The organism is Diaphorobacter oryzae DSM 22780 (genome assembly GCF_059568935.1).
Map to the genome: position 1 here is coordinate 12,650 of NZ_JCANUL010000019.1, position 15,321 is coordinate 27,970.

At 59.1% G+C, this 15,321-nt stretch carries 16 protein-coding genes; 5 read left to right on the forward strand and 11 right to left on the reverse strand.

Going from position 1 to position 15,321, the window contains the following annotated elements; translation table 11 throughout:
• Positions 1–29: 29 nt before the first annotated feature.
• A complete protein-coding gene (locus tag BP68_RS18775; protein ID WP_496374630.1) occupies positions 30–4,946 on the reverse strand; it encodes a choice-of-anchor U domain-containing protein in 4,917 nt (1,638 codons plus the stop codon).
• Between the two features lie 269 nt (positions 4,947–5,215).
• On the opposite strand from BP68_RS18775, the gene BP68_RS18780 reads away from it, so the two are divergent.
• Positions 5,216–5,590 carry a hypothetical protein gene (locus tag BP68_RS18780; RefSeq protein ID WP_496374632.1) on the forward strand — a complete coding sequence of 125 codons (375 nt, stop codon included), beginning with the start codon at positions 5,216–5,218 and terminating at the stop codon, positions 5,588–5,590.
• Positions 5,591–5,760: 170 nt separating this feature from the next.
• Here BP68_RS18780 and BP68_RS18785 read toward each other — a convergent pair whose 3' ends face one another.
• Together BP68_RS18785 and BP68_RS18790 are read right to left on the reverse strand one after the other, a co-directional pair.
• On the reverse strand, positions 5,761–6,006 hold the full coding sequence (locus BP68_RS18785; protein WP_496374634.1) for a DUF72 domain-containing protein: 246 nt from the start codon (positions 6,004–6,006) through the stop codon (positions 5,761–5,763).
• A gap of 7 nt (positions 6,007–6,013) precedes the next feature.
• Positions 6,014–6,514, reverse strand: coding sequence for a hypothetical protein (locus tag BP68_RS18790; RefSeq protein WP_496374636.1), 501 nt, complete (start codon positions 6,512–6,514; stop codon positions 6,014–6,016).
• Positions 6,515–6,878: 364 nt separating this feature from the next.
• Between BP68_RS18790 and BP68_RS18795 the strand changes: the two genes are divergently transcribed.
• A complete protein-coding gene (locus BP68_RS18795; RefSeq protein ID WP_496374658.1) occupies positions 6,879–7,631 on the forward strand; it encodes a DNA/RNA non-specific endonuclease in 753 nt (250 codons plus the stop codon).
• Positions 7,632–8,070: 439 nt separating this feature from the next.
• On the opposite strand, the gene BP68_RS18800 is transcribed toward BP68_RS18795, so the two are convergent.
• The 8 genes from BP68_RS18800 to BP68_RS18835 form a co-directional block, all read right to left on the reverse strand.
• Positions 8,071–8,286 (reverse strand): HAD domain-containing protein, encoded by a 216-nt coding sequence (locus BP68_RS18800; protein ID WP_496374660.1) that lies wholly within the window; start codon positions 8,284–8,286, stop codon positions 8,071–8,073.
• A gap of 86 nt (positions 8,287–8,372) precedes the next feature.
• Complete coding sequence (locus BP68_RS18805) at positions 8,373–8,726, reverse strand: YggL 50S ribosome-binding family protein (protein ID WP_496374638.1); 354 nt, start codon at positions 8,724–8,726, stop codon at positions 8,373–8,375.
• A gap of 113 nt (positions 8,727–8,839) precedes the next feature.
• Complete coding sequence (locus tag BP68_RS18810; protein ID WP_496374640.1) at positions 8,840–9,229, reverse strand: hypothetical protein; 390 nt, start codon at positions 9,227–9,229, stop codon at positions 8,840–8,842.
• A 480-nt stretch (positions 9,230–9,709) separates the two neighbouring features.
• Positions 9,710–10,270, reverse strand: a complete 561-nt coding sequence (locus BP68_RS18815) for an HAD domain-containing protein (RefSeq protein WP_496374642.1) — start codon at positions 10,268–10,270, stop codon at positions 9,710–9,712.
• Between the two features lie 32 nt (positions 10,271–10,302).
• Positions 10,303–10,527 (reverse strand): hypothetical protein, encoded by a 225-nt coding sequence (locus tag BP68_RS18820; RefSeq protein ID WP_496374644.1) that lies wholly within the window; start codon positions 10,525–10,527, stop codon positions 10,303–10,305.
• Between the two features lie 14 nt (positions 10,528–10,541).
• Positions 10,542–11,219, reverse strand: a complete 678-nt coding sequence (locus tag BP68_RS18825; protein WP_496374646.1) for a hypothetical protein — start codon at positions 11,217–11,219, stop codon at positions 10,542–10,544.
• Between the two features lie 100 nt (positions 11,220–11,319).
• Complete coding sequence (locus BP68_RS18830; protein ID WP_496374648.1) at positions 11,320–11,691, reverse strand: hypothetical protein; 372 nt, start codon at positions 11,689–11,691, stop codon at positions 11,320–11,322.
• A 199-nt stretch (positions 11,692–11,890) separates the two neighbouring features.
• Positions 11,891–12,451: a hypothetical protein gene (locus BP68_RS18835; RefSeq protein ID WP_496374650.1), complete on the reverse strand. Its 561-nt coding sequence runs from the start codon at positions 12,449–12,451 to the stop codon at positions 11,891–11,893.
• A 694-nt stretch (positions 12,452–13,145) separates the two neighbouring features.
• Here BP68_RS18835 and BP68_RS18840 point away from each other — a divergent pair.
• The 3 genes from BP68_RS18840 to BP68_RS18850 form a co-directional block, all read left to right on the forward strand.
• Positions 13,146–13,694, forward strand: a complete 549-nt coding sequence (locus tag BP68_RS18840; protein WP_496374652.1) for a helix-turn-helix domain-containing protein — start codon at positions 13,146–13,148, stop codon at positions 13,692–13,694.
• 311 nt (positions 13,695–14,005) lie between these two features.
• Positions 14,006–14,914 carry a TnsA endonuclease N-terminal domain-containing protein gene (locus BP68_RS18845; RefSeq protein ID WP_496374654.1) on the forward strand — a complete coding sequence of 303 codons (909 nt, stop codon included), beginning with the start codon at positions 14,006–14,008 and terminating at the stop codon, positions 14,912–14,914.
• A 126-nt stretch (positions 14,915–15,040) separates the two neighbouring features.
• Positions 15,041–15,321: transposase (locus BP68_RS18850; RefSeq protein WP_496374656.1), on the forward strand; the 281-nt coding region annotated here is incomplete at its 3' end.

The following is a 15,321-nucleotide window of genomic DNA, read 5'->3' on the forward strand; positions in this document are numbered from 1 at the left end:
TCGTGCCCTGGGTATGACGCACCAAGTCATCACGCCCTCCGTCGGCTGCGGCGAAAAGCAGCGCCGGCCAGCACGCAAAGCAGCGCACTGAGTACCGCCAACGTCCGCCCCTCGATTGCCGGAATCGGCTCTGGACTGGCAGGAGCTGAGGCAATTACCGGGCCGCCCGGGTCGCGTATCACTCCATTGACCGTCAGATCGTCGTCACCCCAGCCACCATCGCGGATGGTGTACACGACTGTGTTCCCGTTGATGCGCAGTCCAGTAGGCGGATACCAGAGCTTGACGCCTCCAGATATCGGGGTGACGCCGTACTTGAGGTAACCGGTGATGCCACGCAGATCCGGCCAAGTTGTCGTGATGGTGACCTCGCTGCCGGGTGTGCAACTGACCAACTCAAAATCAAACACCCCATGAGGAAGCAAGATCTGGCCCAATACCGCCCCCATGCCCGATGCCGGGAGCAAGCGTGTCGCATCCGGATTGAATGCACAGTTCGGGCCGCCACCCGACACACTGGCAGTCACCTTGCCTGACCCCGTGGCGGTCGTGCCGCTGAAGACCGGGGTGGGCACGGGTACGGCCGTATTGGTCAGGGAGAACACCTGCGCAGCAGAAGCGCTGGATGCCAAAGCCGCACGCACTTGATACGTCCCCACCGCGGAGCTCGCCCGCAGCACTGGGGAGACCGCCAAGCCACTGGCGTCGGTAGTCACCTGCACCGAGGCCACGCCGCTGCCTTGCCCATCGAACTGTGCAGAGGCTCCATTGGTTGGCGCCTCAAAACGAACCGACATACCATTTTGCGGACGACCTTGCTCATCCACCACTCGCACGCTGAGCGGCTTGCCGAACGCGCTTCCCAAACGGGCCGATTGCCCCTGCCCATCCACCAGCAGGAGATTCAGCGTTGCGGGTGCTTGATTCTGTAGCGTGAAGATCGCATCGGACGTTACTCCTGGGGCCGAGGCTCGGATCTGGAAGCTGCCTGCGTTCGTGTTGGCGCGGAGCAATGGAGATACCGCCAGGCCGCTGGCGTCCGTTACGGCCTGAGCGGCCGCCACATTCGCGCCTAGTCCATCGAACATCGCCGACGCACCGGTTGCTGGTGCCTCGAAGCGCACGGTGATGCCCGATTGAGGGCGGCCCTGCACATCGACCAAGCGCACGCTCAGGGCTTTGGCGAAGGGGGTCGAGATGATTGCCGACTGACCTTGACCATCCACGATCTGGAGGAGCGATTCCTGCACCGGCTGCGTTCGGTTCTCCAACGCGAAGACTGCATGGGCTGCGACACCAGGAACACTCGCGGTTGCAAGGTATGCACCTTCGGCGGTGTTGGCTGCAAGAGTTGGCGAATGCGCTGTGCCATGCTCGTCGGTGACGACGACGACGCTGGCCACGCCTCCCACAAAGCTCGCCCCCGCTCCCGACACCGGGAGCTCGAACCGTACGGCAGCGCCCGCTACCGGCTGGCCATTGCCATCCAGCACCTGCGCAACGAGCACCCGACTGAACGCCTGGCCGACCACGGCCGTCTGCCCTCCGCCGGAGATGGCCGTGATCTGTGCCGGAGGCTGGGCCGCCTCTGGAGCCCAATGCACCTGGATCAGGCAGAACCACCGCGCCACGTCCAATTGCAACTCGGCAAGCGCAGGGGCATCTGGTGCTCCAGCGAGCTCCTCCAGATGGGTCTGCAATGCCACGAGAGATTCCAGCGCCGGGCCCCATTGGCCGTTCGTCTGAGCTTGCTCGACCTGTGTCGCCGCTTCACGTGCCCGCCCAACCAAGACTTGCTGATCTGTCGTAGCACCCGCTAAACCAGCCAGTACGTGCTGGACGCGTGGTACCAGCGTGTCCAGGCCCAGTACCTGCACATCCAGCGTCTGTACCGCCAATGGGCTTTGGTCTGAAGCATCCAGTAGTTGTGCCTTGGACTCTCCGGTCGCAGACAGTTGCGGGGTCACCAAGGTCAAGGCCACAGACTCTTCCTGGCCTGCGCTCAACACCCATTCCCATGTGGGCCGCGTAGATGTGGAACCGGTTTGTGCGGAAGGGACAGCGTCCCGGTATGCAAGGCCGGATGTCAGATCAAGCTTCAGGCTGACGGCCTTGCCAGGACTCCCCTGGAGTGCGAGGCTACGCGCCTTCAGTTGCAGACCGAAGGACGATCCAGCCAACGCTGGTTGCGTTCTCACCGCCGGGGTCATGGCCTGCAGCTGTTGCTCTGCATAGGCTGACCAGTCTGCATGGTTGGCATCGGCCGCTGTGTCCAGCAGGCCGAAGCCCACCAGCATTGCCTGTCCATGGCCGTAGGCGCGCCGCGCGATGGCAGGAGCACCCGATACCGCATACGTGGCTGCGGGTACGGCTGTGGCGAGTTGTAGCGCGTATGCAGTGCCTTTGGTGACGGATGGAGAACCACCCTGCAGGGTGACCGCAAGGTTCTCTCCGGCAGACACATCGCTGGAAACAGCTCCCAGTACGTCGGACAGCCCCACTAAAGACGCGCCAGCTGCCCCTTCAACGATCAATGAGTCCCCTCTGCGGACGGCTGCTCGGATTTCACCATGAGCCAATTCATCCAGGCCACTCATGCCGCCCACAAACCAAAGAACGTTGTAAGTGCCGCCACGCAGCGCTACACGCCAGTCTTCCAAGCGGGTGGTGGTCAGGGAATGCACCAAGCGATCGGAAAGCCATGTGCGTGCCATATCAGCCTTGGCCATGGCGCACGCCTCTCTATTGGCGGAGAGGGGCACTTCCGGGCACTCGGCCCATACGAGAACGCGAGCCTGGGCCACCAATGTCTGGAGGAGGTCTGCGCCGCTTCGCGGCTCCTTTTGCACCAGCAGATTCAAACGGTTCTGGTTGTTGTCAGCCACAGGGTCACTTGCCTGAGAGCCTGCAGTGGCCGTCCAAGTGATAGAACGTGAGTGGCTGTCGCCCAAGGGCTCAGCCTTGACCTGCAGTGTCAGGGCCGCCGATTCGCCTTGGCGTAGCGTGCCGACACTCCAGACACCCGGTGCATAGGAGCCTTGTCCCGCACTCGCTGCTTGCTGGGACAGTCCATCTGGAAGCGTCGTCTGAACCGCTACACCAGAAGCCTCTCCTGGTCCTTGGTTCCGAGCCGTGATGGTGACCGTGGCGAGCTGCCCAGGGTACAGCTCATGGGCGCTGGACTGGATGCTCACGGCGACGTCCGCTACCGCGGTTTGATTGTTGCCTTCCGAGGGCTTGCGCTTGGAAAGGACGTAACCAGTTGCCTTACTGCCGGAAAGCAACACGATGTCGCTGATCAGGCCGGAAGAGACCGTTCCACCGGCACTGCCGGCCACCCACGTTCCGTTGACCCACCCACTGCGTTCCGCTGCTTCAATTTGATAGCGCCCCTGTGCGAGACCGCTGTAAGCAAAGCTGCCCTGGGGATCGGTATAGGCTTGAACGGAGACGTTTCTACCTTGATTGTCGATTCCCTTGAGAGTCACCATCAAGTTACCGTCTGCCGCATCCCCCGCGTCACGCACACCATTTCCATTGGCATCAAGGTACGCCGTGCCACTGAGCGAGACCTCCGTACTCTCGGTGAAAACCAAGGTGTACTGACCGGGCGTATCGAAGTCGAAAACGTGGACGAAGTAGCTCCAGCTGAGGTCCGCATTGCGAGACTTAGAGAGCCAGAAGTTCTGCGGCAGCAATTGCTTTCCGTCGCTGCGCAGCACGTGCACAGGCTTGCGTGCGCCTCGCGCAGGATCAGCCAACTTGACGTGCACCATGCCTTGTGTGGCCGGAAACTGGAGCGTCAGGTTTCCTCCAGGCAGCGTGTTCAGCGACGCCGTGCCGGAAAGATTGAAAACAGGATTTTCACTACCGTGAGAGTCATAGACGCGATATCCATCGCCGTATTCGGCAAGAAAGTCATCGACGTCATCATGGCCAGGCAGATCGATGCGAACATCCCGCACCAGCTTGTGGGCGACCACCTCCTGGATGAGCGACGTCACGGCCCCACCCAAAGAGTCGGCATGCACGAAGCTCGCGTTGAACTCTGTGAATCTGCCCGCTAATGATGTCTGCATCAGCCAACGCCCCATCTTCGCGCTTTGTGGAGCGATATCGCCAAAGTCCAGCAAGAGGCTTTTACCGGCAGCTGCGTTGCCGACATACCCGCCCAATATGGTGAAATCGATCAGCAGGCCTTGTCGGTTCTCGACAATCTTGGGCTGTGCGGACTCGATCTGGGTTTTGGCAGCAGGCCCCGCTCCCACATTGGCAACCCGAACCCCCAGCGTGAAGGGCTCCGCAGCTTCGGTCTCAGGCGTGAATGGGTCATCCCCATGCACATCCGTAGGCAAAAAATAATCCAGCTGCAACAGCGGCTGGGGCCGGACCACCACATAGTCTGGAGTGACTTCAACTGTAGTGGTTTCACCGTTGAGGGTGTACGTGACGCGTGCGCCGACGTAATACAGCTTGCCCTCGGCGGTTGTACCGCCGGCACCCTGCGCAGGAATCAGAAGCCAACGGATATCGGCGTTGGCTTTGGGCGACAGGCTAGAGGAGCCGTCCAGCGCTGAAAGTCCACTCAGCCCGTCCAGCCGAACGAAGAATGTTGCCCCTGTGGCATTGGGATCTGTCGTAGCAACGACATCACGCTGCTCTTGATCCTTGAACAGCAGTTCAACCTTGACATTGGATAACGCACTCGCATCCAAACCATTTCGGATGACCATGCGCGCATCGAATGCCTGGCGCTCTAAGGAGAGCTTTTGTTCAATAACGATCTTAACTTCGGCGCACAAGGCATCCTGGGCCAGCGCTGCACGCGACCACAGTCCCCACAAGCCAACGTACACGATCAATGCCAGCCATACCCAAGCCCTCCCAGCTTGCAGCAGGCGGATGCGTTCTTTCGACGCACCAGTCCCCCCGAGATTCCCGCGCATGAGCGCCCCCCTCGATATTTTTTCTGCAGGCGGATTCTATGAGGGCACGCATCAAAATCTATTGCTTAAAAGCAATTGGCATTATTGCAACATAAAATCCCCCAAGTAATCCACACGTCAGGATTTGCATGTCGCAAATCTTTCTCAAACACGCTTTTTAGCCTTCCTTAATTGCCCTGTATGAAAGCAAATTCATACAAAAGAAAATGGCATGTACTACTACTGACATCGGCGTCAATGCATACGACACACTGAATCGCCCCGTCCCGGTGCGATTCAAGACCGCGATCTCGGTGGTCAGCCGAGCCTCTGATCTCAACCCGCCTGAAATCGAGCAGTGGGCCGATGAAGGCAAGCACGGCATGGAGAACGTCCTGCGCAGCAAGCCGCTGGAGGTCAAAGAGCAGTACGAAAGACAACCGCGCGAACTGCAGGAGCGTCCAGCCAATCCAGTGTTTTATGGTGTCGGACATGCTCAACGGAGCTCTTGCGCACCGGCATGCGCCCCTCGACGCTCTGGCGTCTCCCTGCTCCCGCGTCGTTGCATTCAGCCTGGATTCCGGCAAAAATGGCCGCATGACGACAGCAATTGCCCACCTCACACCAGCCCAGCGCTGGGCGGCTGGGGCGCGTTTGCGCCGTGAACTCATCGCTGAATCCTTCGACCACGCAGCCCAAACCCACAAGGACGCGCTCGCCAGCGCACGCGCCATGGCGTCGAGTATGCGCAGCGGAAGGCCGCTGCAGCGCGCTCCCGCTCGGTGAGTCCTCCACCTCTCGCTGTCCATTTCGCGCAGGGCATTGCTGCAGCACTTTAGCTTCTGTGGCATGCCCAGTGAACAGCCGGAAGGCCCTGACGTTGAAGATGCCCCTGTGGGAGGACGTTCCACCCACAGACGGCTGTTCGTCTCCGACGGCATGCGTCGTAGCGGCTCTCCACTTCCACCAGCAGGAACTGTCTCGCGTAATAGCGCAACCGTCCCGCCGACGCGTTCGCCCCCGGTGGGTAGGACGTCTTAAAGTCGATGAGCGTTTTATCGGTCCACGAGGCCGCGCTCAACCTTTATTTACTGTGCACCCGTCCTGACTTCGCGAGCCGCAGTGCGTGCCACCAGTTCGGGATACTTGGTCAAGTTCACGGGCCACTTAATATTGAGGCTGTCCGCGTAAAACACCCGATAGGTGTGACCCTCAATGAAATTCATCTTCTTGGTGTACTCGAGAGGAGGTAAAACCGCCACGCTCCCATCCGCCTTCTTGAGATGAAATTCATAGGTGAAAACCACTCCCGAACCGAGCAGAGAAGCGGCATTGAGGGCGGCGCCGATGCCACCCAGAACGCCATGGGTCGGCAGGGCATGACCTGCCAGTTCCAGAGACTCAGCCGTAATCTTCGACTCAACAGCCGTCACCAGTACCCCTTCGTGCCATTCGGTGACCTGGGGCGAGCCGATGTAGATCTGTGCCAACTCGGATTGGCTTGCAGTGGTCGAGCAGCCCACCAGGGTAAAAACTATGACGGCGATACAAAAAAAATGTCTCATGGCGACTTTTGGTGAACGGGTCATTTGAAACAATATGCTACACCGAAGTCATCTGGCAACACATCCAGATGTCCAGCACATATCCCTCCGGTTGCCACAGCGCACTACAAGGACACGCGAAGCACCATCCTCAATGCTGGTGACGATCAGTACTCGCCCATGCGGTACCTCCAGAAAACTCCCGATTTTGAACCCTTGAGCGCTCCCCCCAGACTGCGCGGATCCACCTTGGAGCGGTGGTAGCCGATTTGCTCGCTTCCACTTGCAGTGGTATTTCTCCCGCTTGCACCGGGGCCTTCCTGCTGCGTGCTTCAATCCATTGCTTTGCCTGTTTGCCGTGGGTTGGATTCCTCTTCGGGCGCAATCGCTGCGCCCTGCCTTCGCAGCACTGGTCACTGCCACCGCTGCTGTCTTTTGTCTTCTCGCTACCAGTCCTCTCGAGGCGTGTTCCAGTGTAGGTACGTCACCTCGCATAGAGCTGCCGACGCGATTTGCGCAATGCCCGCAGTTCTTTGCCCATGCCCTGCCTCCCAGGGTGCCGCATCAGCCCGCGCTGCGCGAGCTTTGCTACGAGGCCTTTGCAGTGCTGCACAGTGGAGCGACGCGCACCCCGGTGTTTGTGGCACAGCGGCTCAATCGCCGATTGGTGGAAGATGCCGATGAGAAGCGCGCTAAGCGTTTTTTTGCCGATGCCCGGCTACCCCGCAATGAGCGGGCAGAGCTGGAGGACTACAAGGGCTCGGGGTACTCGCGCGGACATATGGCTCCAGCCGGCGATATGCCGACGCCCACGGCCATGACCCAGAGCTTTTCGCTGGCGAACATGGTGCCGCAGAACATCCAGCACAACAGTGGGGCATGGGCCAAGATCGAGCAGGATACGCGGCGCTATGCGTTGCGTGCCAAGGGGGATGTATACGTGATCACCGGGCCGGTGTTCACCCCCACAAGTGAACGCATTGGCCCCGGCGGGGTAAGGGTGCCGTCCTACCTTTACAAGCTGGTCTATGACGCGGCAACGGGGCAGGCCTGGGCCCATTGGCAGGCCAACCAGGAGCGGGAGCGGGCTTCACGGCCGATCAGCTATGCGGAGCTGGTGCATCGCACGGGGATAGAGTTCTTGCCGGGGCGGATGCCATGAGTTGCGTATTCCAGGCGCTCGTGAACAGTCAATCCACTCCTACGTGGCCACCCAAGCCATCATCGTGAACGGCTGGAGTCGCCGCCGGTTGTAGCTGTCGCTGTTCGCTGTGCAGCGGTCCTTCACATCTCGAGGTAGAGCGGCTGTAACCAGCATCTTGCAGTCATCGCAGCATTTCCCTCGGCAAAGCGAATCGGTAGTGGCGATCTATAGAGGTCGTTCCAGTAGGTTCAGAACGGCGTTTGACGCAGAGGCATACCCATACTTGTGTGATGTCTCAGACCAAGGGCAAACAGTGCTTACGAGGCACTCAGGGACTATGGCGCCAAACAAGCTGCGTGCGGTGCGCTCCCCATCGTCGCGAAGCCTCCCGCTCTATGGATTAATGGACGACCAGCACGATGGGTCGGAGAGTCTGGGCCGTTTTTTCATACGGAGATCACCCAGGAGTGGACAGGATTGGATGGCAGCGCTGCAGATGTTCTTTGAGTTCCCGCTGAACGCCGGGATCGGACAGACCCGTCGTTCCGTCGCAGGCGATCAGGTGGTGCCGATACGCCGCAGGCCAGTCTTCGAGGTCGTCATCAAGCGCGATCCAATGGCGCGGCCTTCTGCGTGGTGAACGCGAACGTCGTGTTGACCCGGATGTATTCACCCTGAGATTTTTGAGTATCCCATGTCTCGTTTCTGGGGCCGGTCGTTCATGGGGATCCCTGAAATTCGTGGTCGAAGAGCGGGCGCTCAAGGCGCCTCGTCGTACCAGGCATCTCGCAGAGGGTCGACCTTGATCTCAGCGAGATCCGGCCATCGCCCGAGCCAGCTCTCGAAGGCGGCGCGATCAGCGTCCGTGACGCTCCCGCGACGCGCGGCCACGAAGCCGCAATTGACCCCTCCGCCTAGACTCAGCGCTCGGGGCGCGACGAGGTCCTCGAGCAACTGATCGATGAACTGATCCTGCACATCGATCGACGGTGCCACGCGCCAAGTCAGCTCGTAGTCGAATCCCAGCACTTGGAACTCGCCGATGTGCAGCTTCTTGCGAAGGCGCCGGGAGCAAGATCGTTTAGGTGGTGGCAGCACGAGTAGGTCAGTCACGGGTATGTCATGTGGGGGGGGGATAGGCCGTACGTTGTGGCGGGATGTCGCACGACAGGTATAGCCCGGGCTCAATCATCCGAAAGGAAATCGGACACTTCTCCTTGGCGATTTCAGACGGTATCCGGTTGGTCGAATTGCAGGGTGCCATCACCCACTGTCCACTGCAGCTTATCCACCGCCCTGCGCATGATCCACACACACTGCGCATCGGTGCACCATCGCTTGGCCAGCAAGCCTTTCAACGCAGCCTTGACCGTCGCGTCTTGATTGCCTTCGTAGGTCGCCAGCTTTCTCTGGCAGTACGGGACCATCTGCGACACCAGGTCGTCACACATCTGGAAGGCCGCCAGAACCTCGCCCGGCGACGTGCCCGGTGCATAGAACCTGCCACTTTCCTCGACCAGGTTCATCTTGGGCTGGGCGCCAGAAACAGCTGACACGGTTGCTGTCACAGGGAAGCCTTCTGGCACCCCTGGATAGTTGGTTCGGTCCATCGTCATATCGGCTCCATATTGACTGTTGCACCCTCTAAGATCCCAATGCCCACGTCGAGCTGCTGCAGGGCATGCTCCCTTCAGGGGACTGTTGGCCCTTTGGGGCGGCACCAGCCGATTGGTTTGTGCCCCCTGGCCAACGGAGCAGAGCCGTTGCGCCGCACTCGCCCCGAGAACAGCCGCCCCTTCCACACGGGCCCCGGCGTCTTGCTGACGACGCCCCCTTTTGGCTTGCCTCGGGCGGTGACACCCTTGATGAGGGAGAAGTACACTCGGGTTCCGACCTTCCTGTCCATCTCCTTCGGCAAAGCGAATCGGTGGTGGCGATCTATGACGGTCGTTCCGCTGGGTTCACAGCGGCGTTTGACGGCTCTTTGATTCAGAGGCATATCTGTCCTTGTGTGATTTTTCCGTATGGTTCGTCAGCACGATGGAGCGGAAAGCATGGGCGGTCTCATACGGAGATTACCCAGGGGTGGTTGGGGTTTAATGGCAGCGCTGTAGCTGTTCTTTGAGTTCCCGCTGAACGCCGGGATCGGACAGGCCCATCGTGCCGTCGCAGGCGATCAGGTGGTGCCGATACGCCGCTGGCCAGCCTTCGAGGTCGTCATCCAGCGCGATCCAGTGGCGCGGCTTTCTGCGCTGGGCATCCTGCTGGATTTGCACCCCCCGGGGTGTCCCACGAAACATGGATTGGTTCCAGGGATCCACGCCATGTACCTGCTTGTGGTACGTCCCGCCAATGAAGCGGGAACGCAAGGATGTCGGAAGGCGTTTGAGCGTGGCGCTGTACCCGGGACGGATGCACCAGGTGCTGCTGAGCACCAGGGCCACTGCCGGGTAGGGCTCCAGGGCTTGTTCCAGGATAGGAAGCCATTCGAACAAGGCGTGCCCTGCGGCTTCGTAGGGGCTCATGTAGATGCCCTTACGGGGATGCCAGAGCACTTTCTCGTGGTGGACCACGCCATCGAGGTCCAGGTAGATGATCACGTCGGCACTGCGGGGCGTAGATGCCGGAACGTAGATTGGTTGGTGCTCGGAGGGCATGGCTGGTTCGCCGAATGAAAAGGTGCCAGCGCTTACGAGAATGTGCCGGACTGAACCTGCAAGAGCAGGCCGCGCAGCAGGTCCAGGCCGCCGGGCGCTTTCAAGACACCCAGGGGGCGCCTTTGGCCGTGTTCGGGGATGAAGCTCACCAAACCGTGCAAGCAGGCCCGTGTATCAAAGCCCTGCGGGTTGCCTGACTCATCAACCATGCGTTGCACGAGCGCGGTGAGGGAGGTGATGTCTTGTTTGGAAGTCATGAACCACCTCAACGCTAGCCCGCAAGCGGGGCTATATCGGCATTGAAGGAGGTGGGGGCGATTCTTTGATCGTGCAGCCAGGATGCCTTGTCGTACACAAAGCCCATGAACTCCTGGTCCAGAGTGGTTTGCCGCAGGATGAGTTGGCGCGCGAAGTGTGCCAAGTGTGCAACTTCCCGTTCGTTTCGAACTTCCAGCGGCGCCACCAGGCTCACCCCCATGGCCCAGTTCAGGCGCTGCCATTTCCAGGAAGGGCGAACCTCCAGGTCAATGCCTTCCTGGCACAGTCGCTTCTCGATTTCGAGCAGTTTGGCGTAGTACTTCCGCTGCGCCTCTGAAGGCTCGCGACTGGTGTAGCTACTCAGCTTCTTGCGTCTGCCTGTCTTTCCAACCTTCTTGTAGTTCTTGGTGCCACCTTCAAAGAGCCAGTCATCTTGGGGATCGTCTCCGACTTCTTCCCAGGCCTGCGATTTGATGCGATCCCAGTAAACACACCGAGGATGCTGCCACCAGACGATGATGCGTCGTCCATTGAGGATGAAGCCAACATCGTCCCAGTACGACAGACTTTTCTCCGTCATGTTCCAATAGGCATGGGAGATGTACAAGCCGCCTTCCGACAGGCGCCACGGGTGCGTGCGGTGGTATTCCCGCATGCGTCTTCCCAGCCATTCATAGTGCGGATTTTTCATGTGCGGGCGTTTAGTACAGAAGGCTGTGAAATTCTTTGTGCGTAGGCTCTCGACAGGTCCCGTGAGGGGCACACCTGTTTATTCATCTGGGCCTGATTCATCAGAGGCGCCAAGTGCGCTCACCCACAGGCCACTTCAACTCATCCACGACTCTGTGCATGATCCAAACGCACTGCTCATCGGTACACCAACGCTTGGCCAGAAGGCCTTTCAATGCGGCTTTCACTGTCGCCTCCTTGTCTCCATCGAAGGACGCGAGTTTTCGCTGGCAGTACGGAATCATTTGCGACGCAAGGTCGTCGCACATGCGAAAAGCTGCCACCACCTCGGAGGGCGAGGTGCCTGGGGCATAGAACTTTCCGTCCTCCTCAATGAGGCCCATCTTGGGCTGCGCACCTGCAACGGCTGATAGGTGCGCAGTCACCGGGAAGTCTTTCGGCACACTGTGGAAACTGGTTGGTTCCCTTTCCATGTCGGCTCCTCGTCAAGCAAGAAGAATCTGGTACAAAGCAGCCCCCGGTGTGACCTCTGCGCAATCATGCCCCCGGGGACGATATCTTTTCTGCCCTACATCCGAACCTCTGGCGATCAATCATTGCTCGCTGTGCTCAGCGAGTGGGGTCCGTCATCTCACTACCCTTTCTTCACTGTTCGGACACACGAATACCCCATCAAGCCTTCCGCATGGTCGCCGGGTGGGTTTGATCAAAAAACTCAGCGATCTGCCAGAGAGTCGCTGGATGCAGCCCCAGTTGGGCAAGCAAGGCGTGATACTGATCGCGCGCCGCCAGCAATGCGTCGTATGTATCTGGCAACCATTGAAAATGACCCATCTCGTTCACGCGCCCCAGAGACGCGGACAATGAATCCTCATCATCTGGGCCGAAAAATAGTGCCTGCATCGCATCCAGATACCAAACCTCAGGCATCACGATAGCTCGCCCCGAAGCCAGCATGTCTAGCTGAAACCGCCAATTCATTGACTGCAGCGCCAGCGCAGCCGTAGCTGCATCAAGACACCAAGCAGTCAATCGATCTCCTCTCAAAAAGGAAGGGTCCGCCGCGATGCCAAACATAGTTTTGTGAACCTGGTTTGCAGAAAAATCAAGCTGATCCAAACGCGCCTCAAACATCGGTCGCGGCGCCTTTCCCATGAGATTCTGGAACGCCAGGGGACCAAAGGCGAACTGCTTTTCAACGGAATGACGATCGGCCTCGGACAACTCAAGCATGGCTAGTTCCATGTCGGATGACAGGGACTCATACACCGTGCCGCACCGGTGGTTCCACCTGTCGTGCAAACACTCCATGACCCGATTGGATAGCATCGCTTTCGCTTCCCAGAGACATACCTCCTTGTGCACTTGATCATTTTCGAGCGCTGCCACGTCCAGTGCGTCCAAATGAAGATGTAGTGGACTTCGTGGTCTGTACTGGCTTATCCGCTGTCCAACAGGTGATCGATGCAGCTTACCCGTGCCGGGCTCCAAAGCCTGCACGGCCAAGCCTCCGAACACCAGCTCTTCATAAAACCCGCTTCCCCCGCGCCTTTCCCTCAGCCTCCCCTCATGGGTATCAAAGAACTGATCCAGCCTCCCCATTGCTGCACGTTGGACGCGAGGCGGCGCATCACCAAACCAACTGTCCCAGGTTCTTGGATCGAATGGTGCCCTAGAGAGCACATCAGTCATGCGTATGAGGACCGACTTTCCCTGTGAAATTCCAGGCTCATGCGCCGCCCCCAGCATCCGGTGCTTGAAGTGGTTGACGGCGCATTTGAGCCTCAACCTGAACATCGGGGACGTGTTGGTTCCAGTCATAAAAATGCAGCTCAGGCTCCCCTTTAGCAAATTTGCATTTCAAGTGCTGATCAGTTGTCTCGATTGTTCATGGATATCTGCGTGAGCTCCAAATGGGGACGTGGACATGGCGACGCAAAAACCACAAGCGAATCTCTTTGGTTTTTGCATCGACAGTTTTCCGGGCGAGGTCTACCCTCGACCCACTTTCGCCTTCTATATCCGTCACACCATTCAAAACATGGCTTTGGGCTATCGCGATCCCATCAGACTTCGTGATCACGAAGAGGAAAACATCGCCCCCCAAAACCCCGCCAACAGTTTCGGCGAACTCTTGTTCCTGTTGAGAAGTAGACAACGATTGAGCCTCCGCTCACTAGGGGAGAGAGCCGGGGTGACGGCGTCACTCATCAGTGAATTCGAGAATGCGCGTCGCCCACCGCCTGCAAAGCCAGCGGTGACCCGGCTGGCTCAGGCGCTGGAACTGTCACCGCGTGACACCCAGCGACTCACCGAACTTGCCTCGCGAGAGCGTAGTGGCATGGGGCTGAGAGTGGCCCGATCCACTCCACGCCACGTGGCCGACCTTTTACGAGACATCGCCTGCATAGGGCAGCAGTTGTCGCCCGCCCATGTTCGATCCATCCGTCAAAGCTTGGAGGTGGCGATGAAATAAGAAAACGGCAGGACCCCTTTTCAGAAGCCCCGCCGTCCGGGTGCTCAGACCGAAGTCTTCGCGGTTCGCAACGCTAGATTAACCGATCTGAACCCTGGGTGGTGGATTTGTTCGCGCCTATCAGGCGAACAACCGGGAAGTCAGAATCATGCGAAAACTTGTCTTTCGCGGCGAGGTCCAGACACTCCTGTGCCCCCCCTCGCTGCACTCACTAGATCCACTTGCACTGCAAAACTGCCAGGCCGCCGCGTCTCGCCCCGAAGCAGTAGCCAGCAGTCTCTGCCGCCACCCCAAACCCCTGGAGGCGGCCCATGAGAACTGAAAAGAAGTTTTCCCCAAAAGTACTTGCTCGCTTCTTAAAAGAGGGGCGAGGCTTGGGCACGTACTCGGACTACATACCTTGGCACCGTGTCTCGAAATCTGATTCGTCGAGCCGAGGTCGATCCCATCTTCTCTTGTGGCGCGACCGTCAGCGCGAGCTGCTGTCGGATGGGGAATGGACAGGCCTCAACTTTGCTTCGATGCTGCCAAATTTGGTTGACCTCGTCGAACAGTTCCCGATCAATCAGGAAGATGCTGCGCACGAGTTGAGTCGCTGGCAGGCAGGGATCGGAGGACGGATCTACCCCGGCACCGTGACTTTGGCACACCGGATGGGCATCAAACATCCCGTTGTGACTGATACTGACGAAACAGCCTTCTGGACCAGCACAACAGACTTGTTGCTGGTTCTTAGAACGTCTAGGGCAACAGGACTGAGCCTATTGGCAGTCTCATGCAAGCCGAGTGAGACGCTGACGCGCCGCGCCAAAGAGCTACTGCTCCTAGAAAAGACCTACTGGCAAGCGCGTGGTGTGGAATGGCTGCTGATCACACCCGAGCAATACGATAAGCGCGTCGGACTGACCTTGAAAAGCGCTTCGGCCTGGGGACTGGCTGAGCCTGCCAGCGAGACCGAGATCAACATTGCCACCCATGTCGTTCGGTCGATGCCTTTTCATCCCTATTCCGACGTCATTGGTCGATTGACTCAGATCTTCGGTGGATCAGAGCAGCATGTGTACCTGGGACAACGGGCACTTTGGCAGGCCGTTTGGCAAGGCCAATTGCCTCTTGACCTCCGCCGTCATTGGCGCCCTCACTTGCCTCTCACACTGCTGCCGATGACGGATTTCCTCGCGCTCAATCCGATTGCATCAAGGAGGTCGTCATGTCTCTGATGCCCAATCAGGTATTCCGCCTCGCAGGGGACGCTCTCGGTTTGAAAGCCGGACTTTTTCGAATCGTAGTATGCGCGCGGTGAACCCATCTTGATATAGCCCGTTCGAGCAGGCATGGTGTGCACGATGGAGATCATGCACACTATGTCGAGCGAGGCGATCGCCCCAAATCCCAAGCGGCGCTTTTACAGTCCAGAACTCAAGGCCCAGGTCGTAACGCAGTGCCGGGCGAACGGAGCGTCGATTGCGGCTGTGGCTCTGGCCCATGGCATCAACGCCAACATCGTCCATCGCTGGCTGCGCGAGCACGCTGCGCCACCCGCTCCCAAACCCATCAATCCGTTCATCCCTCTGAGCCTCTCTGCGCCCGAGGTTGAGGACGCTGCACCTGTTCACGCGGCGGGCAG

Excerpts from the sequence above, each read along its gene's own strand:
- BP68_RS18815 (WP_496374642.1), bottom strand. The coding sequence starts at position 10,270 with ATGCCCTCCGAGCACCAACCAATCTACGTTCCGGCATCTACGCCCCGC.
- BP68_RS18840 (WP_496374652.1), top strand. The coding sequence starts at position 13,146 with ATGGCGACGCAAAAACCACAAGCGAATCTCTTTGGTTTTTGCATCGAC.
- BP68_RS18835 (WP_496374650.1), bottom strand. The coding sequence starts at position 12,451 with ATGCTTGAGTTGTCCGAGGCCGATCGTCATTCCGTTGAAAAGCAGTTC.
- BP68_RS18810 (WP_496374640.1), bottom strand. The coding sequence starts at position 9,229 with ATGACGATGGACCGAACCAACTATCCAGGGGTGCCAGAAGGCTTCCCT.
- BP68_RS18790 (WP_496374636.1), bottom strand. The coding sequence starts at position 6,514 with ATGACCCGTTCACCAAAAGTCGCCATGAGACATTTTTTTTGTATCGCC.
- BP68_RS18845 (WP_496374654.1), top strand. The coding sequence starts at position 14,006 with ATGAGAACTGAAAAGAAGTTTTCCCCAAAAGTACTTGCTCGCTTCTTA.
- BP68_RS18830 (WP_496374648.1), bottom strand. The coding sequence starts at position 11,691 with ATGGAAAGGGAACCAACCAGTTTCCACAGTGTGCCGAAAGACTTCCCG.
- BP68_RS18775 (WP_496374630.1), bottom strand. The coding sequence starts at position 4,946 with ATGCGCGGGAATCTCGGGGGGACTGGTGCGTCGAAAGAACGCATCCGC.
- BP68_RS18820 (WP_496374644.1), bottom strand. The coding sequence starts at position 10,527 with ATGACTTCCAAACAAGACATCACCTCCCTCACCGCGCTCGTGCAACGC.
- BP68_RS18825 (WP_496374646.1), bottom strand. The coding sequence starts at position 11,219 with ATGAAAAATCCGCACTATGAATGGCTGGGAAGACGCATGCGGGAATAC.